The sequence below is a fragment of the Variovorax sp. GW821-FHT09D07 genome (assembly GCF_059416345.1).
Genome location: NZ_JBWKOY010000002.1, coordinates 319,941 through 340,352 on the forward strand (window position 1 = coordinate 319,941; position 20,412 = coordinate 340,352).

The 20,412-nt window shown below is 69.1% G+C and carries 17 protein-coding genes; 4 read left to right on the forward strand and 13 right to left on the reverse strand.

The window, feature by feature from the left end; all coding sequences use genetic code 11:
• The gene (gene prpC / locus AC07OX_RS07810) at positions 1–1,158 is read right to left on the reverse strand and encodes a bifunctional 2-methylcitrate synthase/citrate synthase (protein ID WP_095744095.1); all 1,158 of its coding nucleotides are present in this window, start codon (positions 1,156–1,158) and stop codon (positions 1–3) included.
• The gene (locus tag AC07OX_RS07815) at positions 1,155–1,565 is read right to left on the reverse strand and encodes an acyl-CoA thioesterase (RefSeq protein ID WP_062469424.1); all 411 of its coding nucleotides are present in this window, start codon (positions 1,563–1,565) and stop codon (positions 1,155–1,157) included. Before AC07OX_RS07815 ends, prpC begins: the two co-directional genes overlap by 4 nt.
• A gap of 120 nt (positions 1,566–1,685) precedes the next feature.
• On the opposite strand from AC07OX_RS07815, the gene AC07OX_RS07820 reads away from it, so the two are divergent.
• Complete coding sequence (locus tag AC07OX_RS07820; protein WP_495260731.1) at positions 1,686–3,113, forward strand: short-chain fatty acyl-CoA regulator family protein; 1,428 nt, start codon at positions 1,686–1,688, stop codon at positions 3,111–3,113.
• A 12-nt stretch (positions 3,114–3,125) separates the two neighbouring features.
• Here the strand turns inward: AC07OX_RS07820 and AC07OX_RS07825 are convergent, their stop codons facing one another.
• The 4 genes from AC07OX_RS07825 to AC07OX_RS07840 form a co-directional block, all read right to left on the reverse strand.
• Entirely contained in the window at positions 3,126–4,583 is a 1,458-nt protein-coding gene (locus AC07OX_RS07825; RefSeq protein WP_495260730.1) for an efflux transporter outer membrane subunit, read from the reverse strand.
• Positions 4,583–7,747, reverse strand: coding sequence for an efflux RND transporter permease subunit (locus AC07OX_RS07830; RefSeq protein ID WP_159278060.1), 3,165 nt, complete (start codon positions 7,745–7,747; stop codon positions 4,583–4,585). Before AC07OX_RS07830 ends, AC07OX_RS07825 begins: the two co-directional genes overlap by 1 nt.
• Before the next feature lie 9 nt (positions 7,748–7,756).
• On the reverse strand, positions 7,757–8,992 hold the full coding sequence (locus tag AC07OX_RS07835; RefSeq protein WP_495260729.1) for an efflux RND transporter periplasmic adaptor subunit: 1,236 nt from the start codon (positions 8,990–8,992) through the stop codon (positions 7,757–7,759).
• 206 nt (positions 8,993–9,198) lie between these two features.
• On the reverse strand, positions 9,199–10,149 hold the full coding sequence (locus AC07OX_RS07840) for a LysR substrate-binding domain-containing protein (RefSeq protein ID WP_495260728.1): 951 nt from the start codon (positions 10,147–10,149) through the stop codon (positions 9,199–9,201).
• Between the two features lie 182 nt (positions 10,150–10,331).
• Between AC07OX_RS07840 and AC07OX_RS07845 the strand changes: the two genes are divergently transcribed.
• On the forward strand, positions 10,332–11,696 hold the full coding sequence (locus tag AC07OX_RS07845) for an amidohydrolase (protein ID WP_495260727.1): 1,365 nt from the start codon (positions 10,332–10,334) through the stop codon (positions 11,694–11,696).
• A 28-nt stretch (positions 11,697–11,724) separates the two neighbouring features.
• Here the strand turns inward: AC07OX_RS07845 and AC07OX_RS07850 are convergent, their stop codons facing one another.
• Positions 11,725–12,126 carry a phage holin family protein gene (locus AC07OX_RS07850; RefSeq protein WP_307586370.1) on the reverse strand — a complete coding sequence of 134 codons (402 nt, stop codon included), beginning with the start codon at positions 12,124–12,126 and terminating at the stop codon, positions 11,725–11,727.
• Positions 12,127–12,324: 198 nt separating this feature from the next.
• Between AC07OX_RS07850 and shkS the strand changes: the two genes are divergently transcribed.
• Together shkS and AC07OX_RS07860 are read left to right on the forward strand one after the other, a co-directional pair.
• Positions 12,325–13,740, forward strand: coding sequence for a surface-behavior sensor histidine kinase ShkS (gene shkS / locus AC07OX_RS07855; RefSeq protein WP_070061585.1), 1,416 nt, complete (start codon positions 12,325–12,327; stop codon positions 13,738–13,740).
• A 104-nt stretch (positions 13,741–13,844) separates the two neighbouring features.
• Positions 13,845–15,038: a hypothetical protein gene (locus AC07OX_RS07860; RefSeq protein WP_495260726.1), complete on the forward strand. Its 1,194-nt coding sequence runs from the start codon at positions 13,845–13,847 to the stop codon at positions 15,036–15,038.
• A gap of 90 nt (positions 15,039–15,128) precedes the next feature.
• Here the strand turns inward: AC07OX_RS07860 and AC07OX_RS07865 are convergent, their stop codons facing one another.
• The 6 genes from AC07OX_RS07865 to AC07OX_RS07890 all read right to left on the reverse strand — a co-directional run bounded on the left by AC07OX_RS07865 (position 15,129) and on the right by AC07OX_RS07890 (position 20,356).
• Positions 15,129–15,731, reverse strand: a complete 603-nt coding sequence (locus AC07OX_RS07865) for a LuxR C-terminal-related transcriptional regulator (protein WP_495260725.1) — start codon at positions 15,729–15,731, stop codon at positions 15,129–15,131.
• Between the two features lie 76 nt (positions 15,732–15,807).
• Positions 15,808–17,139: a tryptophan--tRNA ligase gene (locus AC07OX_RS07870; protein ID WP_095744105.1), complete on the reverse strand. Its 1,332-nt coding sequence runs from the start codon at positions 17,137–17,139 to the stop codon at positions 15,808–15,810.
• 18 nt (positions 17,140–17,157) lie between these two features.
• Positions 17,158–17,829: a site-2 protease family protein gene (locus tag AC07OX_RS07875; RefSeq protein WP_062482125.1), complete on the reverse strand. Its 672-nt coding sequence runs from the start codon at positions 17,827–17,829 to the stop codon at positions 17,158–17,160.
• Positions 17,830–17,872: 43 nt separating this feature from the next.
• Complete coding sequence (locus AC07OX_RS07880; protein WP_062482128.1) at positions 17,873–18,508, reverse strand: L-threonylcarbamoyladenylate synthase; 636 nt, start codon at positions 18,506–18,508, stop codon at positions 17,873–17,875.
• 16 nt (positions 18,509–18,524) lie between these two features.
• Positions 18,525–19,502, reverse strand: coding sequence for a DMT family transporter (locus AC07OX_RS07885; protein WP_495260724.1), 978 nt, complete (start codon positions 19,500–19,502; stop codon positions 18,525–18,527).
• A complete protein-coding gene (locus tag AC07OX_RS07890; RefSeq protein WP_495260723.1) occupies positions 19,499–20,356 on the reverse strand; it encodes a 3',5'-nucleoside bisphosphate phosphatase in 858 nt (285 codons plus the stop codon). Before AC07OX_RS07890 ends, AC07OX_RS07885 begins: the two co-directional genes overlap by 4 nt.
• Positions 20,357–20,412 lie beyond the last annotated feature (56 nt).

Below are 20,412 nucleotides of genomic sequence, written 5' to 3' on the forward strand. Positions count from 1 at the left end.
TTACTTCCGATCCTGGATCGGCGCGAACTTCAGGTCTTCGGGGCCCGTGTAGTTGGCGCTGGGCCGGATGATCTTGTTGTCGATGCGCTGTTCGATGATGTGCGCCGCCCAGCCCGAGGTGCGCGCGATGACGAACAACGGCGTGAACATGGCCGTGGGCACGCCCATCATGTGGTAGCTCACGGCGCTGAACCAGTCGAGGTTGGGGAACATCTGCTTCACGTCCCACATCACGGCCTCGAGCCGCTCGGCAATGTCGAACATCTTGGTCGAGCCGGCCTCCTGCGACAGCGTGCGCGCCACGCCCTTGATGACCACGTTGCGCGGGTCGCTCACGGTGTAGACGGGGTGGCCGAAGCCGATCACGACCTCCTTGGCGGCGACGCGGCGGCGGATGTCGGCCTCGGCTTCGTCGGGTGCGTCGTAGCGCTTCTGGATCTCGAAGGCCACCTCGTTCGCGCCGCCGTGCTTGGGGCCGCGCAGCGCGCCGATGGCACCGGTGATGGCCGAGTACACATCCGAGCCCGTGCCCGCGACCACGCGCGCCGTGAAGGTCGAGGCGTTGAACTCGTGCTCGGCATAGAGGTTGAGCGAGGTGTGCATCGCGCGCTCCCACTGTGCGCTGGGCTTGCGCCCGTGCAGCAGGTGCAGGAAGTGCGCGCCGATGGAGTCGTCGTCGGTTTCCACTTCGATGCGCCGGCCTTGGGTCGACCAGTGGTACCAGTACAGCAGCATCGAGCCGAGCGAGGCCATCAGGCGGTCGGCGATGTCGCGCGCGCCGGGCAGGTTGTGGTCTTCCTTCTCGGGCAGCAGGCAGCCCAGCGACGAGACGCCGGTGCGCATCACATCCATCGGATGCGCGCTGGCGGGCAGTTGCTCCAGCGCCTCCTTCAGGCTCGCGGGCAGGCCGCGCATGGCCTTGAGCTTGGCCTTGTAGGCGCGCAGCTCGGCAGCCGTGGGCAGCTTGCCGTGCACCAGCAGGTGCGCGATTTCCTCGAACTCGCAGACCTCGGCGATGTCCAGGATGTCGTAGCCGCGGTAGTGCAGGTCGTTGCCGGTGCGGCCCACGGTGCACAGGGCGGTGTTGCCGGCGGTCACGCCCGACAGGGCGACGGATTTCTTGGGCTTGAAGCCGATAGGGGTGGCGGTGTCGTTCATGCGGGTTCCTTGTCTGTAGGCACGGTGTTCAGGTAGGTGTTGCGCAGGCGCGCCGGACGGCCGCGGCCATCGACGGCCACCATCTCGAACAGGCCTTTCAGCGAGGGGCGGGCTTCGCCGTCGGGCGGCTCGGCCGCGCCGGTGACGCAGACCGTGAGCGAGCTGCGTCCGGCGCGCGTCACCCAGGCCCGCAGGCGCAGCACATGGCCGACGGGCACGGGCGCCAAGAACTGCGCGTCGCCCAGGCTGGCCATCACCACGTCGGACTTCGCGAAGGCGCGCGCGGCGAGGAAGGCGGCCTTGGACATCAGCAGCAGGGCGTTGCCGCCGAACAGCGTGCCGTAGTGGTTGGCGTGCTCGGGGAACACGATGTCGGTCAGCTCGATGGCGGCGGATCGGTTTGTCATGCTTCGCAATTTACGCAATCGAACGCCCATAATGAAGGCCTGAATTGGCGAATCATTGCGAATGAAGATGGCTGATTTTGCAAATATTGCGAATATCGCAAAGACCCACGAGGTGACCCGATGAGCAAGACCTTCATGGGCGTGCGCCTGCGCACGCTGCGCGCCGAACGCGGCCTCACGCAGGTGGCGCTGGCCCAGATGCTGGGCCTGTCGCCGAGCTACCTGAACCAGATCGAGCAGAACCAGCGCCCGCTCACCGTGGCCGTGCTGCTGCGCATCAGCAAGACGCTCGGCGTCGACGTGCAGCAGTTCTCCGAAGACGAAGAGGCGCGGCTCGTGGCCCGCATGCGCGAGGCGCTGGCGGACAACCCCGGCGGCGAGGCCGTGGCGCTGCCCGAGCTGCGCGAGGTGGCGTCGCAGATGCCGGCCGTGGCGCGCGCGCTGCTCGCCTTGCACCGCCGCCACCAGGAGGCGCAGGAGCGGCTGGAGCTCATGGCCGCCGAACTGGGCGACGGGCGCGGCGACATCTCGCGCAGCCGGCCGATGCCTTTCGAGGTGGTGCGCGATTTCTTCTTTGCCCACCAGAACCATTTCGACCCGCTCGACACCGCCGCCGAATCGCTCGCCGCCGAGGCCCGTGCGAACGGCGGACCGCTCGCCGAATGGCTCCAGCAGCGGCTTCTTTCGGCCCACGGCGTGCGCGTGGTGCCGGGCGACGAAGCGGAGGGCGCGCTCGACAGCCAGCGCCGCTACGACCCGGCCCGCCGCGTGCTGCGCCTGTCGGCCGGCCTGGAGCCGGGCCAGCAGGCCTTCCAGCTGGCCACGCAGCTCGCGCTGCTGGAGCAGGCCGCACTCATCGAGTCGCTGGTCGTGCAGGCCGATTTCGGCGACGCGCCGGCCCACGCGCTCGCGCGCATCGGGCTGGCCAACTACTTCGCGGCGGCCGTGCTGTTGCCGTATGGCCCGTTCCTGCAGGCGGCCGAGGCGCTGCGCTACGACATCGACCTGCTCGCGCGCCAGTTCGGCGTGGGCTTCGAAACCGTCTGCCACCGCCTGAGCAGCCTGCAGCGCCCGGGCGCGTCGGGCGTGCCCTTCTTCTTCATCCGCGTGGACCGGGCCGGCAACATCTCCAAGCGGCAGTCGGCCACGCACTTCCACTTCTCGAAGACCGGCGGCACCTGCCCGTTGTGGAACGTGTACGAGGCCTTCGAGCAGCCCGGGCGCGTGCTGCCGCAGCTGGCGCGCATGCCCGACGGCCGCGCCTACCTGTGGATCGCGCGCACCGTGTCGCACGGCCAGCGCGGCTTCGGCTCACCGAGCAAGACCTTCTCGATCGGCCTGGGCTGCGACATCCGCCACGCCCCGCGCCTGGTCTACGCCAAGGGCCTGGACCTGAAGGACCCCGACGTGCCCACGCCCATCGGCATGGGCTGCAAGGTGTGCGAGCGCGTGGCCTGCCCGCAGCGGGCGTTCCCGTTCATCGGGCGGCCGCTGGATGTGAACGAGAACGAAAGCAGGTTCACGCCCTACGCTGTGGCTGGTGCGTAGGGCGGCGGCGCATCAGTCGCCTTGCGCAGGTTGCTGCGTGCCGGGCGCCTCGCTCCACCCACCCCCCAGCGCCTTGTAGATCGCCAGCCGGTTCGTCTGCTCCGTGAGCTGCAAACCGATCAGCGTCTGCTGCGCCGCATAGTCGCTGCGCTGCGCGTCCAGCACGTCGAGGTAGTTGGCGGCACCGCTCTTGAAGAGCGACTGCGAGAGCTCGAAGCTGCGCGAGGTGGCGCTGCGCAGCGAGCGCTGCGCGTCGAGGCGCTCGGCCAGCGTGCGGCGTTCGGCCAGGGCGTCGGCCACCTCGCGGAAGGCGGTCTGCACGGCCTTCTCGTAGGTCGCGATCTGGATCTTCTGCTGTGCCTGCGCCACCTGCAGGTTGGCGCGGTTGGCGCCGCCGTCGAAGATCGGCACGCTGATCGACGGCGCGAAGCTCCAGGCCTTGCTGCCGCTGGTGAACAGGCCCGAGAGCGTGCTGCTCGCGGTGCCGGCCGAGGCGGTGAGCGCGATGCGGGGGAAGAAGGCCGCGCGCGCCGCGCCGATGTCGGCATTGCTCGCGCGCAGCGCGTGCTCGGCGGCGCGCACGTCGGGCCGCTGCTGCAGCACGCTCGACGACAGGCCGGCCGGGGGCACGAGCAGTTGCGCCACGTCGGCAGTCATCGCGGCGCTCGGCAGCAGCTCGGGCGGCGGCGTGGCGCCGACCAGCAGCGCGAGCGCATTGCGGTCCTGCTCGACCTGGCTGTCGAAGGCCGCGGCGTCGGCGCGCGCGGCATCGACGGTGCTCTGCGCCTGCGCCAGCGCCAGGCCCGACTGCGCGCCGAGCGCGTGGCTGCGCTGCACCAGCTCGAAGGACTTGCGCTGGCTCTCGAGCGTGCCGCGCGCCAGCTGCAGGCGCTGCTCGTCGGCAGCCAGTTGCAGCCACGCCGTAGCGACGGAGGCCACGAGGCTGATCTGCGTGCTGCGCTGCGTCTCCTCGGTCTGGAAGTAGCCCTGCAGCGCCGACTCGCCGAGGTTGCGCACGCGCCCGAACAGGTCGAGCTCGTAGGCCGTCATGCCGAGGTTGGCGCTGTACTGCGAGGCGATGCGCGATTCGCCGCTGGTCGACAGGCTGCCCGGCGTGCGCGAGCGCGTGCCGGCCGCGCCGGCGTTCACGGTGGGGAACAGGTCGGCCCGCGCGATGCCGTACTGGGCGCGCGCACGCTCGATGTTGAGCGCCGCCACGCGCAGGTCGCGGTTGTTGGCGAGCGCGAGTTCGATCACGCCCTGCAGCTGCTTGTCGACGAAGAAGTCGCGCCAGCCGATGTCCAGGGGCGTGGCCGTGGCGACGCCGGCCGAGGGCAGGGCCGAGGGCACCGGCGAGGCCGGCGTTTCGTACGCGGGCGCGAGGTTGACGCAGCCGGCGAGCACGACCGAGGCCAGGGCGGCGCAGGCCAGTGCGCGCAGGGGAAGGCGGGGCAGGGTGGTGCGCGTCATCACTGGGCTCCCTGTTCCGCGGGCAAGGCATCCGGCGGCGTGTCGGCCGGCTTGCGGCGGCCTTCCAGCCAGCCGCGGATCATCGCGAAGAACAGCGGCACGAAGAAGATGCCCAGCGCCGTGCCGACCACCATGCCGCCCAGCACCGCGGTGCCGATCGACTGGCGGCCGCCTGCGCCCGCGCCGGTGCCGATGGCCAGCGGCAGCACGCCGAAGCCGAAGGCCAGCGAGGTCATGAGGATGGGGCGCAGCCGCAGCCGCACGGCCTCCAGCGTCGCCTCGATCACGCCCTTGCCCTGCTCCTGCAGCTGCTTGGCGAACTCGACGATCAGGATCGCGTTCTTCGACGACAGCCCCACCGTGGTCAGCAGGCCGACCTGGAAGTACACGTCGTTGCTCAGGCCGCGCAGGCTGGTGAACAGCAGCGCGCCGACGATGCCCAGCGGCACCACCAGGATCACCGAGAACGGCACCGACCAGCTCTCGTACAGGGCCGCGAGGCACAGGAACACGAACAGGATCGAGATGGCATACAGCACTGGCGCCTGCGCGCCCGACAGGCGCTCCTGGAACGAGGCGCCGGTCCATTCGTAGCCGATGCCGGCGGGCATCTGCTTCATCACTTCGTCGACGGCGGCCATGGCGTCGCCCGAGCTCACGCCCGGTGCGGCATCGCCGACGAACTCGTAGCTCGGGCTGCCGTTGTAGCGCTGCAGCTGCGGCGAGCCATAGGTCCAGCGCGAGCTGGAGAAGGCCGGGAACGGCACCATCTGGCCCAGGCTGTTGCGCACGCTCCAGCGGTCGATGTCGGTGGGCAGCATGCGAAAGGCCGTGTCGCCCTGCATGTACACGCGCTTGACGCGGCCGTTGTCCAGGAAGTCGTTGATGTAGGTGCCGCCCATCGCGCTCGACAGGGTGCTGTCGATGTCGGACGTGGCCAGGCTGGCCGCGCCGGCGCGCGCGTCGTCGATGTCCACCGCGAACTGCGGCGTGTCGTCCAGGTTGTTGCTGCGCACGTTCGCGACCTCGGGGCGCTTGGAGAGCAGGTCGATGAGCTGGTCGCGCGCCTTCACCAGTGCGTCGTGGCCCAGCCCGTTGATGTCCTTCAGGTGGAAGTTGAAGCCCGCGTTGGCGCCGAGCCCGCGCACCGCCGGCGGCAGCAGCACGAAGATGCGCGCGTCGCGGATGGTCGAGAGCTCCTTGTTGGCGCGCCGCGCGAGTTCGGCGGCCGACTGGCCGGCGCCTTCGCGCTCGGCCCAGTCCTTCAGCTTCACGAAGGCGCGCGCCGAACTCTGGTCGCCGTTCTGCCCGGTGATGACGTTCACGCTCACCACCTCGGGCTGCTTGGTGAAGTAGTCCTGCATCTGCGTGACCACCGGCTGCAAGCGCGCATCCGACGCACCCGGCGGCAGCGTCACCTGCACCTGCAGGAAGGCCTGGTCTTCATCGGGAAGGAAGGAGGTGGGCAGGCGCATGAAGAGCAGCGCCATCACGGCCGCGATCAGCAGGTACACCACGAGGCTGCGCTTGCCGCGCCGCACGATGCCGCCGACGATGCCCTGGTAGCGGTCGGCGCCCTGGTCGAAGCGGCGGTTGAAGCCCGCGAAGAAACGGTCGACCGCGCCCAGCACGCCCTTGCGAGGGGCCGCGTGGCCGCCCTTGGCCACGGGCTTGAGCAGCGTGGCGCACAGCGCCGGCGTGAGCGTGAGCGCCACGAACACCGACAGCGCCATGGCCGAGACGATGGTGATCGAGAACTGGCGGTAGATCACGCCGGTCGAGCCGCCGAAGAAGGCCATCGGAATGAACACGGCCGACAGCACCAGCGCAATGCCCACCAGCGCGGGCGTGATCTCGGCCATCGACTTGCGCGTGGCCTCCTTGGGCGACAGGCCCTCCTCGTGCATCACGCGCTCGACGTTCTCCACCACCACGATGGCGTCGTCCACCAAGAGGCCGATGGCCAGCACCATGCCGAACATGGTGAGCGTGTTGATCGAGTAGCCCGCCACGGAGAGCACGCCGAAGGTGCCCAGCAGCACCACCGGCACGGCAATGGCCGGGATCAGCGTGGCGCGGAAGTTCTGCAAGAAGATGTACATCACCAGCACGACCAGCACCATGGCCTCGGCCAGCGCCTTCACCACCTCGTCGATGGACGCGCTCACGAAGGGCGTGGTGTCGTAGCTCACGAAGGTCTGCATCTGGTTCGGAAAGAGCGGCTGCAGCTCGGCCACCTTGGCCTTCACGGCCTCGGCCACCTGCACTGCGTTGGCGCCGTCGGCCAGCACGATGCCCATGCCGGCGCCCGGGCGACCGCCGAGCACCGAGCGCACCGTGAGGTTCTCGGCGCCCAGCTCGACGCGGGCCACGTCGCGCAGGCGCACCACGGCGCCGTCGGGCGTGGCGCGCAGCACCACGTTCTCGAACTCCTCGACCGTCTTCAGCTTGCTGCGCGCGGTGATGGTGGCGTTGAGCTGCTGCTGCGCACCGGCCGGCAGCGCGCCGAGCTGTCCGGCCGAGACCTGCGCGTTCTGCGCGGTGATGGCGCTGCCCACATCGGAGGGCATGAGCGCGTACTTGCGCAGCTTGTCGGGGTCCAGCCACAGGCGCATGGCGTAGCCGGTGCCCAGCGTCTGCACCTCGCCCACGCCGTCGACGCGGCTGATGACGTCGACCAGGTTGCTGCTGATGTAGTCGCCCACGTCCACCGCCGAGGCGCTGCCGTCGCCGGAGAACATCGAGACGATCAGCAGGAAGTCGTTGCCGCCCTTGGTGACGGTGACGCCGCGGCTTTGCACCTGCTGCGGCAGGCGCGACATGGCCTGCTGCAGCTTGTTCTGCACCTGCATCTGGGCCACGTCGATGTTGGTGCCCGCATTGAAGGTGAGCGACAGGCGCGCCACGCCCGACGAGTTGCTGGTCGACTGCATGTACAGCAGGTTGTCCAGCCCCTTCATCTGCTGCTCGATGACCTGGGTGACGGAGTCTTCGACCGTCTTGGCCGAGGCGCCGGTGTAGGTGGCGTTGATGGACACGCGCGGCGGCGCGATGTCGGGGTACTGCTCCAGCGGCAGCGTGCGGATGGCCATCAGGCCGGCGAGCATGACGACGATGGAGAGCACCCACGCGAAGATGGGGCGGTCGATGAAGAACTGGGCCATGGGTCGGCCTCAGCGTGCGAGGGTGGCGGAAGCGGCCGACGTGGTGTCAGGCGTGGCGCTCGCGACGGAGGTGCCGGCCGGCTTCGCGCCCAGGTCGACCGTGCGCACCTTGTCGCCCACCTTCACGCGCTGCGAGCCTTCCATGAGCACGCGGTCGCCCGCGGCCAGGCCGTCGATGACTTGCCAGCGCGTGCCGACGGCGCGGCCGATGCGGATGGGCCGCTTCTGGACCTTGTCCTCGGCGTCGATCACCAGCGTGGAGGCGCTGCCGTCGGGCGCGCGCGTGACGGCCTGTTGCGGCACCAGCAGCGCGGCGTCGTTCACGCCTTCCTGCAGCACGGCGCGCACGTACATGCCGGGCATCAGCAGCTTGTCGGGGTTGGGCACCACGGCGCGCAGCGTGACGCTGCCGGTGCCGGCATCGACCGTCACGCCGCTGAAGGTGAGGCGGCCCGCGTGCGGGTAGGGGCTGCCGTCTTCCAGCAGCAGCTGGATGCGCGCCTCGGCCTCGCTGGCGCGCTGCAGCCGGCCGCTGGCCAGCTCGCGCTTGAGGCGCAGCAGCTCGCTGCTCGACTGCGTGACGTGCACGTGGATCGGGTCGAGCTGCTGCACGGTGGTCATGGCCGCCGCCTGGTTGGCTGTGACCAGCGCGCCCGGCGTGACGGTGGACAGCTCGGCCCAGCCGGTGATCGGCGAGGTGATGCGCGTGTAGCCCAGCTGGATGCGCGCGGTCTGCTCGGCGGCGCGGGCCACGCCGAGGTCGGCCTCGGCCTGCTGCTCGGCGGCCTGGGTCTCGTCGAACACCTGGCGGCTGATGGCGTCGATCTTCACCAGCTCGGCATTGCGCTTGGCCACGGTGCGGGCCGTGGCCAGGGCCGACTCGGCCTTGCGCACGCTGGCCTGCGCGCTGGCGTGGGCCGCCTGCAGCGAGGCGGGGTCGAGCTGGTAGAGCACCTGGCCGGCCTTGACCTGCGAGCCTTCGGTGAAGAGCCGCTCCTTGAGGATGCCGCCGACCTGCGGGCGGATCTCGGCGATCACCGGGGCCGCGGTGCGACCGGGCAGCTCGGTGCTCAGGGCCAGCACCTCTGACTTGAGCGTGACGATGCCGACTTCTTTCGCCGGGGCGTTGGCCGCCTTGGCCGCGCCGGCGGCCTCCACATTGGTGCGCGAGCACCCCGCGAGGGCGGCGGCGATGCACAGGGCCGTGAGGAGCGGGGCGGAGCGGGAGGCAAAGTGGACGGGCATGGACAGGCAGAAGTAACGAAAGCCAAAGATGGAGCGGGCTCGCGCCGTCGAGTTCAATGCCGCGGCGCGGGGGCGGCGAACTTTACAGAGCGGAAACCGTGCCATGTCCCGAGGGGACTGGCGGGTGGCGTCGAGTGTGCGGCCCCACAGTTAAGCGGGTGTGAAGCGGGGCATTGCCCGCACGAAAAACCCGACTGAAGCGCTCTCTATGGCTTCTTCTTTGCCTGCGCGACGAGGAAATCGACCAGCAGCTGCAGCGGGCCGACCTCGTTGTCGGTGCGGTAGAGGATGCCCAGCGGCGCGATGGGCGCGTTCATGCGCAGCGGCAGCTCGGCCACGGCCGAGCGGTCGAGCTGGTCGAGCACGGTGCGCGGCACCGGCACCACCACGTCGGGCTGCGAGAGCAGGGCGCGCACCAGCTGCGGCGTGAGCACCTGGATGGCATGCGGGCGCGGCACGATCCGCTCGGCGGCCCAGGCGGCCTCCATCACTTGGCGCACCGCGAAGTGCGCGGGCGGCAGCACCCAGCGCGAATCGGCGAGGTCGCGCAGCCGCAGGCGCTTGCGCTGCACGGCCGGGTGGCCGATGCCGGCGATGAGCACCACCTCGTCGCTGCGCAGCGGCACGAAGCGGTGGGCGTCGGGCACGCGCGCCGGCTGGCGCAGCAGCACGGCGTCGAAGGCGCCCGCGCGCAGGCCGATCGTGAGCCGCTCGATGTTGCCTTCCTCGATGAACAGGCGCAGCTTGGGGTGCTTGGCATGCAGCAGGTTCAGCGCGGGCTGCAGCACGCTGGCGATGGCCGCCTCGATGGCGCCGATGCGCAGCGCGCGCGTCTCCTGCGCGGCCAGCGCCGCGAGGCCGTCGCTGGCCACCTGCATGGCGTCGATCACCATGCGCGCGTGCAGCGCCAGCAGGCGCCCGGCCTCGGTGATGCGCATGCCGCGCGCGTGGCGCTCGAACAGCGGGGTGTCGAGCAGGCCCTCGACCTCCTGCAGCATCTGTGTGGCCGCCGGCTGGCTGATGTGGATCGCGTCGGCCGCGCGGCGCAGGTGCGAGTGCGCGGCCAGCGCGTCGATGAGCTTCAGGTGGCGCAGGCGCAGGCGCGCGAGCAGCCGCTCGTGCAGCACGGAAGACGGGGTGGGCGTGTCGGCGGCCATCGATAGGCAATCATTATCAGTCGATGCAAAAGCGATTGGACGCCAATCGGTGGCCTTCCTACGCTCACGGGGTCGGGCGGCAGACAAGGGCGCATCGGCTGCCGGCCCGAGGGGGCCGTGCGGACGAAGGGCTCCCGCCCGGCGGGTCCTTCCCTTTCTTGCTTTTCAGACAACACATCACCATGTCCCACCGATTCCGTCCGGCCACGCGCCTGTGCCTGCCCATCGTCCTTGCCGTCTCGTCCCTGTGCGCCTCGGCGCAGGACGCCCCTGTCGCAGCGGCCTCACCCGCACCGGCCGCCGCCGTGCCGCTGTACCCGCTGATTGCCGAGCGCTCCAAGGCCATCGAGCAGAAGGTGATCGACTGGCGCCGCGACATCCACCAGCACCCCGAGCTGGGCAACCAGGAAAAGCGCACTGCCGCACTGGTCGCGGCCCATCTGAAGGCGCTGGGCTACGAGGTGCGCGAAGGCGTGGCCGTGACCGGCGTGGTCGCCACGCTGCGCGGCGGCAAGCCCGGCCCGGTGGTGGCGCTGCGCGCCGACATGGACGCGCTGCCCGTGAAGGAACAGGTCGACGTGCCCTTCGCCTCCAAGGCGCGTGCCCAGTGGGGCTTCGCCACGGTCGACGTCATGCACGCCTGCGGGCACGACGGCCACGTGGCGATCCTCATGGGCGTGGCCGAGGTGCTGGCCTCGATGCAGGCGCAGCTGCCGGGCACGGTGAAGCTGATCTTCCAGCCGGCCGAAGAGAAGCTGCCCAATGCCGAGATCGGCGGCGCGCGCCGCATGCTGGCCGAAGGCGCCTTCGACGCGCCCAAGCCCGACGCGGTGTTCGGCCTGCACGTGGTTTCGGCGCTGAACACCGGGCAGATCGGCTACAAGAGCGGCCCCATCACCGCGAGCTCGGACACCTTCAAGGTCAGCGTGAAGGGCCGCCAGACGCACGGCTCGCAGCCCTGGAGCGGGGTCGACCCGATCGTGCTGGGCTCGCAGATCGTGCTGGGCTTCCAGACCATCGCGAGCCGCCAGGTCAACGTGACCAAGGAGCCCTCGGTGCTCAGCGTGGGCACCTTCAACGCGGGCACGCGCTACAACATCATTCCCGACTCTGTGGAGATGAGCGGCACGCTGCGCACCTACGACGACGAGATGCGCCAGTTCATCATCAAGCGCATGGGCGAGACCGCCTCGCACATCGCGCAAAGCGGCGGCGGCACGGCCGAGGTCCGTGTCGAGGCCGACGGCTACGCCCCCACCGTGAACGACCCGGCCCTGACCGCGAAGATGGTGCCCAGCCTGCAGCGCGTGCCCGGCGCCACGCCGATCGTGATCCCGAAGGGCACCGGCGGGGAAGACTTCTCGTTCTTCGCGCAGAAGGCGCCCGGCCTGTTCGTGATGATCGGCGCCACGCCGCCCGGCCGCGACGCGAACAAGGCCGAGCCCAACCACTCGCCGCGCTTCTTCGTCGACGAGGCCAGCCTGCTGGTGGGCGTGCGCACGTTGACGCAGCTGACGGTGGATTACATGGCGGGAGCGCAGCGCTAGGCGCTGCGCTCAGGCCGGCCCGAGCCCGTCAGAGCCAGTTGCCGCCCTGCGGCATCTGGATCTGCTCGGCCGGGTCGCCGCCCGTCACGAATGAGCCGATGACGATGCTCAGCAGCGAGACGAAGATGCTCGCGAACAGCGCGGTCCAGAAGCCCGACACCTTGAAGCCCTTCACCAGCGCCGCCACCAGCAGGATCATCAGCGCGTTGATGACCAACAGGAACAGGCCGAAGGTCAGCAGCGTCAGCGGCAGCGTCAGGAAGATCAGCAGCGGCTTGACGATGGCGTTGGCCAGCCCGAGCAGCAGCGCCGACACGATCAGCGCCGCGGTGCTGTCGAACTTGAGCCCCTTGAAGAGATGGCTGGCGACCCACAGCGAGATGCCGGTGATGGCCCAGTGGACGAGGAAAGGGGTGATGTTGTTCAGCATGGCGTGCGGTGTGTGTCGGCAGCCCGCATGGTAAACGGGGCGTCGCGGCGGACCGCTGCGCGGGGCGGGCGGATTTTCTGCGGTTACTTCCCGAAACCATGGCCGACAGGCCGTTAAGATCGCGAACTTCCGGCGCCTGCGCAGGCGCCTGTCTCCATCTTTCTCTGGTTTGGCCGAATCCACCACGGTCATGCATCCATGGCGAATGCGTCGATCGCAAGCGTGACACCCGCTCCGGCGTCGGCCGACGAGGCCGAGTCGTGGGTGCGCGGAGAACTCATCCGCAGCCTGATGCGCTCGGCGCGCGGCTCCTACCTCGTCTCGGCGGCGCTCATGCCCGCCATGGTCGGCCTGAGCTGGGGCCACGTGCCCCGCTGGGAGCTGCTGACCTGGCTGGCCGCCGGCATCATCGCCACCGCCTGCCGGGCCTGGGGCGCGCGCGTGTACGCCGTGCGCTATGCCGGGCGCAGCGCGGTCGCGCAGCAGCAGTTCACCGACCGCTACGGCTTCGTGTGGAGCACCAGCGCGGTGGTCTGGGGCTGCTCGGTGCTGCTGTTCTTCGAGCGCACGCCGCAGGTCAACCAGTTCATGAGCTGGCTCATCGTGGCCGGCGTGGGCACCTTCCCGCTCAACGGGCTGGCGCTGCACCCGCCGCTGCTCAAGCGCTACGTCAATACGCTGTTCATCACCATGCTCGGCGCGGTGCTGGTGCGCCTGGTGGCCGTCACCATGCAGCATCCGCATTTCCAGTACGGCTACCTCATGCCGCTGCTGCCGGCGCTGCACTGGTTCCTGCTGCTGCGCGCCGGCCGCAACATCCATGAGACCGCGCGCAACAGCCTGGAGCTGCTGTTCCACAACCACATCCTGATCAAGTCGCTCACGCAGCAGCGGCAGGCGGCGGTGTCGGCCGTGGCCATGAAGAACCGCTTCCTGGCCAGCGCCGCGCACGACATGCGCCAGCCCGTGCTGGCGCTGTCGCTGTACGCTGACTGGCTGCGCAACGAGCCCGAGCTGGTGCTCGAACTGGCTCCGAAGATCGTGCGCGCCACCCACGCGGTGAACGCGCTGTTCGACTCCATGTTCGACCTGGCGCGCATCGACGCGGGTCAGGTGCGCCTGCACATCGAGCGCGTCGACGTGGCCGAGCTGCTGCACGACCTGGAGCTGCAGTACCGCCCCGTGGCCGAGAGCCGGGGCCTGGACTTCCGGGTGCACGTGACCGAGGGCTCGTTCCTCACCGACCCGATCCGCGTGCGCCGCATGATCGGCAACCTGCTCGCCAATGCCATCAAGTACACGACCGAAGGCGGCGTGCTGCTGGCCGCGCGCCAGACCCGCGAGGGCATGCGCGTGGAGGTGTGGGACACCGGCATCGGCATCGCACCCGAGCACCTGCGCGACGTGTTCCTGGAGTTCTACAAGGTCGCCGACCACGCCGGCACCTCCGACGGCTTCGGCCTCGGCCTGGCCATCGTCGCGCGGCTGTCGCACGTGCTGGGCCACCCGGTCAGCGTGCGCTCGCGCCTGGGCAGCGGCAGCGTGTTCCGCGTGGCGCTGCACGATGCCGACGAGGCGGTGGCGCAGGCGCGGGTGAGTGCGTCGGGCGGCTGAGCGGCGCTCGATCACACAGGTGCCGCGAAGCCGCGGCGAGCGCGCGAATGCGTCGCCGGCTCTGCTATCTTCCCTGTCAATACACAAGGGAGGATCGAGCGGATATGGCTATTCAGTTCAAACACGCGTTGGGCGTTGCGGCGCTCGCATTGCTGACCGCATGCGGTGGCGGAGGTGGCGGCGGTGGAGGGCCTGTCTTCGGCCTGCCTTTGCCAAATTCGGGCACGAGCACGGGCGGGCCTTCCGGCCCCTCGGAGCCGGAGACACCGGCACCCGTCGGGGATGAACCGCCGCAAGCCCGCGTGGCAAAACCCGTCGATACGACCCTGGGGCTGGTCCTCAAGCTCGACGGCCGCACGAGCCAGGCGGCACAAGGGCGTTCGCTGCGCTACGTGTGGGTGCTGCAGTCCAAGCCCTTGACCAGCAAGGCGGTGCTCACGAGCGCCGACAGTGCAACCCCTTCTTTCCTCCCGGACGTTCCCGGCGAGTTCGTCGTTCGCCTGGTGGTGAACGACGGGGTGAAGGACAGCGAGGCGGCCTACCTGACGGTCACGCCCACCGCGCCGGCGGCGACGGGGCCGCATCTCAAGTTCGCGTTGATCGAGACGCTTGCCACGCCGGACAACGGAAACAGGTACATCCCCGATGCGAGCTGCGGCGGCTATCGGCCCGACACGCACTTCAAGGATTTCTGGCCGGCAGCACTCGATGCGCGGGATTGCTTTGCGATCAATTCCCCGCTCGAACTCGAGGGGCGTTCGATGGGTTCCGGTTCGGCAGGAAGTCTGGACTTCCTGGTCCGCCGAATGGGTGAGACCGTCGTTGCGACCCCCGGAACCCTGCCGGCTGACACGCCGGCCACACCGGTCAGTGCGGCCTATGAAGTGACGGCAAATCCCGGGGCATTGGCGCGGACCCCGATCGGCAAGAGCAACGGGTTCTCCTTCCGCTACAGCCTGGAAGGGGCCCGGATGATCTACTGGCCGGATGATCCGCGCGTTGCCATCCAGCGGCCCAAGGCGCGATACCGCATTGCCGGAACGGTGGTGCCGGCCAACGCGCCTCTCGGGTGGGAGGTGACAGGGCAGACCTCGGTTCGCATCGAGGTCACGTTGATCACCGATCGGGACAGTCCGTACGTCAAGGTCCCCGTCTATTCAAAGACCTTCGACACGGAGTTTTCCGAGAACGTCGAGCTCGACCTCAATGCGGCGGTCTATCAAGTGGTTCCGAACACGCAGGGGATCTACACCGTCGAGGTCGTGCATCAGCTTGTGTACCGGCGAAAGCCCTCCTGAGCGGATGAACGGAGGCGCCTGCAGGGGGCGCCTCCATGAAAAAACCGCGCACGAGGCGCGGTTCCTGATCAAGCCAGCTCTGGTTCAGGCTCAGCCCGACAGCAGCCCATTCGTTCTTGCATAGTGCAAGGCCTGCGTACGGCTCTTCACGCTCAGACGGCGGAACAGGCGCCACAGGTGCACCTTCACCGTGTGTTCGCTGATCTCCAGGTCGGTCGCGATGTCGCGGTTGCTCATGCCCTTGTCGAGCATGGCGATCAGCTGGGTCTGGCGCTTGGAGAGCTTGCCGCTGTTGGCGGCCGGCATCTCCTCGGTGTCGTCTTCCGACCCGGCCATCAGCAGGCCGCGCAGGGCGGCTGCCAGCTCGTTGGAGCTGGCCGACTTTTCGATGTAGGTGTCGGCGCCGGCCTCGATGCAGGCGTCTTCCATGTCGGCGGCCGGGGCTGCCGAGTACACGGCGATCGGCACGTTCGGATAGACCTGCTTGACCGCGATCACGCCCGAGACGCCATTGGTGTCCGGCAGCTTCAGGTCCAGGCAGAAAAGAGTGGGCGCGCCACGCTGCTGGACCGAACTGGCGAGCTTGTCGAGCCGCTCGAGCTCGACGATGTTCTCGGCGGGGCGCAGGCGACGCAGGACCATCACGATCGCGTCGCGCATCAGGGGGTGGTCGTCGATGACATAAATGCTCATGTTTTCTTCCTTTGTGATCGCACCGTCTTCTCTCTTGTCACACCCGCCGGCGGATGGCCCGCGGGTTGTTGCCGGATCAATGTCCCTGGGTGGTGGACGTTGCCTCCGCCAGTGCCTCCAGCGCCTCGGTGGCGGCGCGAGCCTGTTGCGCGTCGACCGGTTCGAGCTGCGCGGCCAGTGCCGTGAGCGCCGCGCCGCGTTGCGCCTGCAAGTCGGCGATGGTACGGCCGGCTTCCTGCGGCGACGCGAATCCACGGCTTTGCAAAAGGGTTTCGCCGCGCGCATCGAGCAGCTTGAAATAGAACAGGCCGTCGGCCTTCTCGCGGTATTGCTTGAAGCTGGGCTTTGCCACCTTGGCGGCCTTGGCACCGGCGCCGTCGCGGCCCGCCGCGAGGTTGCGCAGGCCGACCGCATGGCGCAGCGAGGTCATGAAGGGGCGCGACAGCTTGCGCGCCTTCTCGGCGCCCAGTAGCAGGATGCGCTCGATCTCGGCCGGGTCGTTCATGAGCGCCTCGTAGCGCGCGCGCAGCGGCGCCACTTCGCGGTCGATGCGCTCGAACAGCACCTGCTTGGCGTCGCCCCAGGCGATGCCGTCGGCGTACGCCTTGCGCAGCGCTTCGGTTTCCTCGGCGCTGGCGAAGGCCTGGTAGATCTGGAACAGGGCCGAGCCCTCGGTGTCCTTGGGCTCGCCGGGCGCGCGCGAGTCGGTGACGATGCTGGCGATCTGCTTTTGCAGCTGCGCGCGCGGCGCGAACAACGGGATCGTGTTGTTGTAGCTCTTGCTCATCTTGCGGCCGTCGAGGCCGGGCAAGGTGGCGACCGCATCGTCGATCTCGGCGTCGGGCAGCGTGAAGTGCTCGCCGTACTGGTGGTTGAAGCGCTGCGCCATGTCGCGCGCCATCTCGATGTGCTGCACCTGGTCGCGTCCCACGGGCACCTTGTGGGCGTTGAACATCAGGATGTCGGCGCCCATCAGCACGGGGTACATGAACAGGCCCGCCGTCACGTCGGCGTCGGGCTCTTCGCCCTTGGCGATGTTCTTGTCGAGCTGGGCCTTGTAGGCGTGGGCGCGGTTGAGCACGCCCTTGCCGGTGACGCAGGTCAGGAACCAGGTGAGCTCGGTGATCTCGGCGATGTCCGACTGGCGATAGAAAGTGACGCGTTCGGGGTCGAGGCCGCAGGCCAGCCAGCTGGCCGCAATTTCGAGCGTGGAGCGCTGGATGAGCGCGGGCTCCTGCACCTTGATGAGTGCGTGGTAGTCGGCCAGGAAGAAGTAGCTCTCGACGCCGGCCGCGACGCTCTGGCGCACCGAGTGGCGGATGGAGCCGACGTAGTTGCCGAGGTGGGGCGTGCCCGACGGCGTGATGCCGGTCAGGACGCGCAGGGGAGCTGGAGAAGACGAAGCCATGGGACGGGAAGGAGAAACTTAGAGCAGCATTGCCTTGAGCGGCGTGATGAGCAGATTGACCACGAAGTAGCCGGCATCCATCAGCGGGCGCAGCCAGTAGTTGCTGACGATGCCGGCAAGCACCAGCGCCATCACGATGAAGAAGCCGTAGGGCTCGATGCGCGCCAGGAAATTCTGCGCCGGGCCGCTGGGCAGCAGGCCGGCCAGCACGCGGCCGCCGTCGAGCGGGGGCAGCGGGAACAGGTTGAAGGCCCACATCACGAGGTTGACCAGCACGCCGCCCTGGCACATCTTGATGAAAAAGGTTTCACTGACGCCGGCCGCGACGATCACGATCAGCAGCACGGCCCACAGGATGGCCTGGATGAAGTTGGAGGCCGGGCCCGCGAGCGCGACCCACACCATGTCGCGCTTGGGATGGCGCAGGCGGTTGAAGTTGACCGGCACCGGCTTGGCATAGCCGAACAGGAAGGCGCCCGAGGTCGCGAAGTACAGCATCAGCGGCATCAGGATGGTCCCGATGGGGTCGATGTGCTTCATGGGGTTGAGCGTCACGCGGCCCATCATGGCGGCGGTGTTGTCGCCGAAGTGGCGCGCCACGTAGCCATGCGCCGCTTCGTGCACGGTGATCGCGAAGATCACCGGCAGTGCGTAAATCAGAACCGTCTGTATCAGATTGGAAATATCCACTGCGCGATTGTGTCAGAGAGGAATGGGGCGGCCGAGCCGTTCGTCAGAGGCCAAGCACCGCGAGTGCACCGCGGCCCTGGCGCACCACGACCGGGTCGTCGCCCGCGCCCATGGGCGTGAGGTCGACCACGGTGGTCGGCTGCGACGGGCAGGCGCCGGCGTCGATGACGGCGCCGATCTGCTTCTCGAAGCGCTCGCGGATTTCCTGCGCGTCGTTCAGCGCCTCGGTCTCGCCGGGGGCGATGAGGGTGGTGGCCAGGAGCGGCGCGCCGTGCAGTTCCAGCAGCTCCAGCAGCACCTTGTGGTCGGGCACGCGCAGGCCGATGGTCTTGCGCTGCGGATGGCTCACGCGGCGCGGCACTTCCTTGGTGGCTTCGAGCAGGAAGGTGTAGGGGCCGGGCGTGGCGGCCTTCAGCAGGCGGTACTGCTTGTTGTCGACGCGCGCGTAGTTGGCCAGCTCGCTCAGGTCGCGGCACAGCAGCGTGAGGTGGTGCTTGTCGTCGACCTGGCGGATGCGGCGCAGCTGGTCGACCGCGTCCTTGTCGTCCAGGTGGCAGGCCAGCGCGTAGCTGGAGTCGGTGGGCACCGCCACGACTTCGCCGCGCGCGAGCAGCGCCACGGCCTGCTTCAGCAGGCGCTGCTGGGGGTTCTCGGGATGGACTTCGAAGTACTGGGCCATGGTGAATTGCTCCTGATCAGGATTCCGTCGGTTCGATCGGCACGCGCCGCTCGCGCACGGTGAGCCACGCGCCGGCGGCGCCGCACACGGCGATCATCGCCATGCCGATCAGCGAGAAGCGGTCGGGCACGTGGGAAAAGATGAGCCAGCCGCCCAGCATCGCGAAGGCGATCTGCGCGTACAGGTACGGGGTGAGGGTGGACGCCGGCGCGCGCTGGTAAGCCAGGATCAGCATGAAGTGGCCCACCGTGCCCATGAAACCCATGAGGCACAGCAGCGCCCACCATTCCCACGAGGGCAGGGCGGTCCAGGCGAAGGGCACGGCCACCGAGGCCAGCAGCGTGCCGACCCAGCCGGTGTAGAAGTGCATGGTCAGCGGGTTCTCGGTCTGAGCGAGCTTGCTGGTGAGCACCTGGAACCAGGCGTTGGTCAGCACCAGCCCCAGCGGCAGCAGCACGGCCCAGCTGAAGCTGCCGCCGCCCGGGCGCAGGATGACCAGCGTGCCGATGAAGCCGCCGGCCACCAGCGTCCAGCGCAGCGGCGACACCTGCTCCTTGAGCGTGGTGGCGGCCAGCAGCGTGATCACCAGCGGCGCGATCAGCACGATCGACGTGAACTCGGCCAGCGGCATGTAGCGCAGGCTCAAAAAGGCAAAGAGGCTCGAGCCCAGCAGCAGCGCCCCGCGCAGCGCCTGGTAGCGCGGGTGCTGCGTGCGCAGCAGGGCCGTGCCGCGCAGCGGCAACAGCACCAGCGTGGTGGCCACGGCCTGGAAGGCATAGCGGAACCACACGCCCATGAGGATCGGCACGGCCAGCGTCGAGTACTTGGTGGCGGTGTCCAGCGTGGCGAAGCAGGCCACCGCCAGGATGACCAGCCCGATGCCCGCCAGGATGCGTTCGGATTCGGTGCGGCGGCGGGTGTGCGCTGCGGCGCGTGCCTGGGCCAGCGCGGCGGTGGCCGCGCTGTCGATGCCGGGCCCGGGGCTCTGGCTCACTGCTGGATGCGGTGGCCGAGCAGTTCCCACACCGGCGTGAGGCTGCCGGGCAACGGTGGCAGCTTGCCGAGATCGCAATGGCTCTCGTCGGGGCTGTGGAAATCGCTGCCGCGCGAGGCGGCGAAATCGAACTCGAGCGCCTTGTCGGCGTACTCGACGAACTCGGCCGGCGTGTGGCTGCCCGTGACGACCTCGATCGCCTGGCCGCCGTGCGCCTTGAATTCGAGGAACAGCGCGTACTCCTCGTTGGCCGTGAACTTGTAGCGGCCCGGGTGCGCGATCACGGCCATGCCCTTGGCGGCGGTGATCCAGCGCACGGCGTCCTTCAGCGAGGCCCAGCGGTGCGGCACGTAGCCCGGTTTGCCTTCGGTGAGGAACTTGCGAAACACCTCGGGGGTGTCGCGGCAGTGGCCCTGCTCGACCAGGAAGCGCGCGAAGTGCGTGCGCGAAATGAGTTCGGGGTTGCCGACGAACTTGAGCGCGCCTTCGTAGGCACCGTGGATGCCGACCTTGGCCAGCCCCTCGGACATTTCCTGCGCGCGCTTGCCGCGGCCGCCGCGCGTGTCGTACAGGCCCTGCGACATGGCGGCGTCGTCGGGGTCAAAGCCCAGGCCGACGATGTGCACGGTTTCGTTCGCGAAGGTCACCGAGATCTCGGTGCCCGTGAGGTAGCGCATGCCGTTTTCGCGCGCGGCCGCGGCGGCGCGGTGCTGGCCGCCGACCTCGTCGTGGTCGGTGAGGGCCCAGAGCTCGACCCCGTTGGCGGCAGCGCGGGCGGCCAGCGCTTCGGGCGTCAATGTGCCGTCGGAGACCACGGAGTGGCAGTGAAGATCGGCATTGAGAGTAGAAGACACCGGCCGATTCTAGGCGCTCTCGTCCGCCGACACCGGCGTGTGGATGCTTTGCGGTG

What these genes read in the sequence shown, in the direction of transcription:
- AC07OX_RS07835 (WP_495260729.1), bottom strand. Translation starts at nt 8,992, where the DNA reads ATGCCCGTCCACTTTGCCTCCCGCTCCGCCCCGCTCCTCACGGCCCTG.
- shkS (WP_070061585.1), top strand. Translation starts at nt 12,325, where the DNA reads ATGGCGAATGCGTCGATCGCAAGCGTGACACCCGCTCCGGCGTCGGCC.
- AC07OX_RS07820 (WP_495260731.1), top strand. Translation starts at nt 1,686, where the DNA reads ATGAGCAAGACCTTCATGGGCGTGCGCCTGCGCACGCTGCGCGCCGAA.
- AC07OX_RS07860 (WP_495260726.1), top strand. Translation starts at nt 13,845, where the DNA reads ATGGCTATTCAGTTCAAACACGCGTTGGGCGTTGCGGCGCTCGCATTG.
- AC07OX_RS07840 (WP_495260728.1), bottom strand. Translation starts at nt 10,149, where the DNA reads ATGGCCGCCGACACGCCCACCCCGTCTTCCGTGCTGCACGAGCGGCTG.
- AC07OX_RS07880 (WP_062482128.1), bottom strand. Translation starts at nt 18,508, where the DNA reads ATGGCCCAGTACTTCGAAGTCCATCCCGAGAACCCCCAGCAGCGCCTG.
- prpC (WP_095744095.1), bottom strand. Translation starts at nt 1,158, where the DNA reads ATGAACGACACCGCCACCCCTATCGGCTTCAAGCCCAAGAAATCCGTC.
- AC07OX_RS07825 (WP_495260730.1), bottom strand. Translation starts at nt 4,583, where the DNA reads ATGACGCGCACCACCCTGCCCCGCCTTCCCCTGCGCGCACTGGCCTGC.
- AC07OX_RS07870 (WP_095744105.1), bottom strand. Translation starts at nt 17,139, where the DNA reads ATGGCTTCGTCTTCTCCAGCTCCCCTGCGCGTCCTGACCGGCATCACG.
- AC07OX_RS07865 (WP_495260725.1), bottom strand. Translation starts at nt 15,731, where the DNA reads ATGAGCATTTATGTCATCGACGACCACCCCCTGATGCGCGACGCGATC.
- AC07OX_RS07815 (WP_062469424.1), bottom strand. Translation starts at nt 1,565, where the DNA reads ATGACAAACCGATCCGCCGCCATCGAGCTGACCGACATCGTGTTCCCC.
- AC07OX_RS07830 (WP_159278060.1), bottom strand. Translation starts at nt 7,747, where the DNA reads ATGGCCCAGTTCTTCATCGACCGCCCCATCTTCGCGTGGGTGCTCTCC.
- AC07OX_RS07845 (WP_495260727.1), top strand. Translation starts at nt 10,332, where the DNA reads ATGTCCCACCGATTCCGTCCGGCCACGCGCCTGTGCCTGCCCATCGTC.
- AC07OX_RS07850 (WP_307586370.1), bottom strand. Translation starts at nt 12,126, where the DNA reads ATGCTGAACAACATCACCCCTTTCCTCGTCCACTGGGCCATCACCGGC.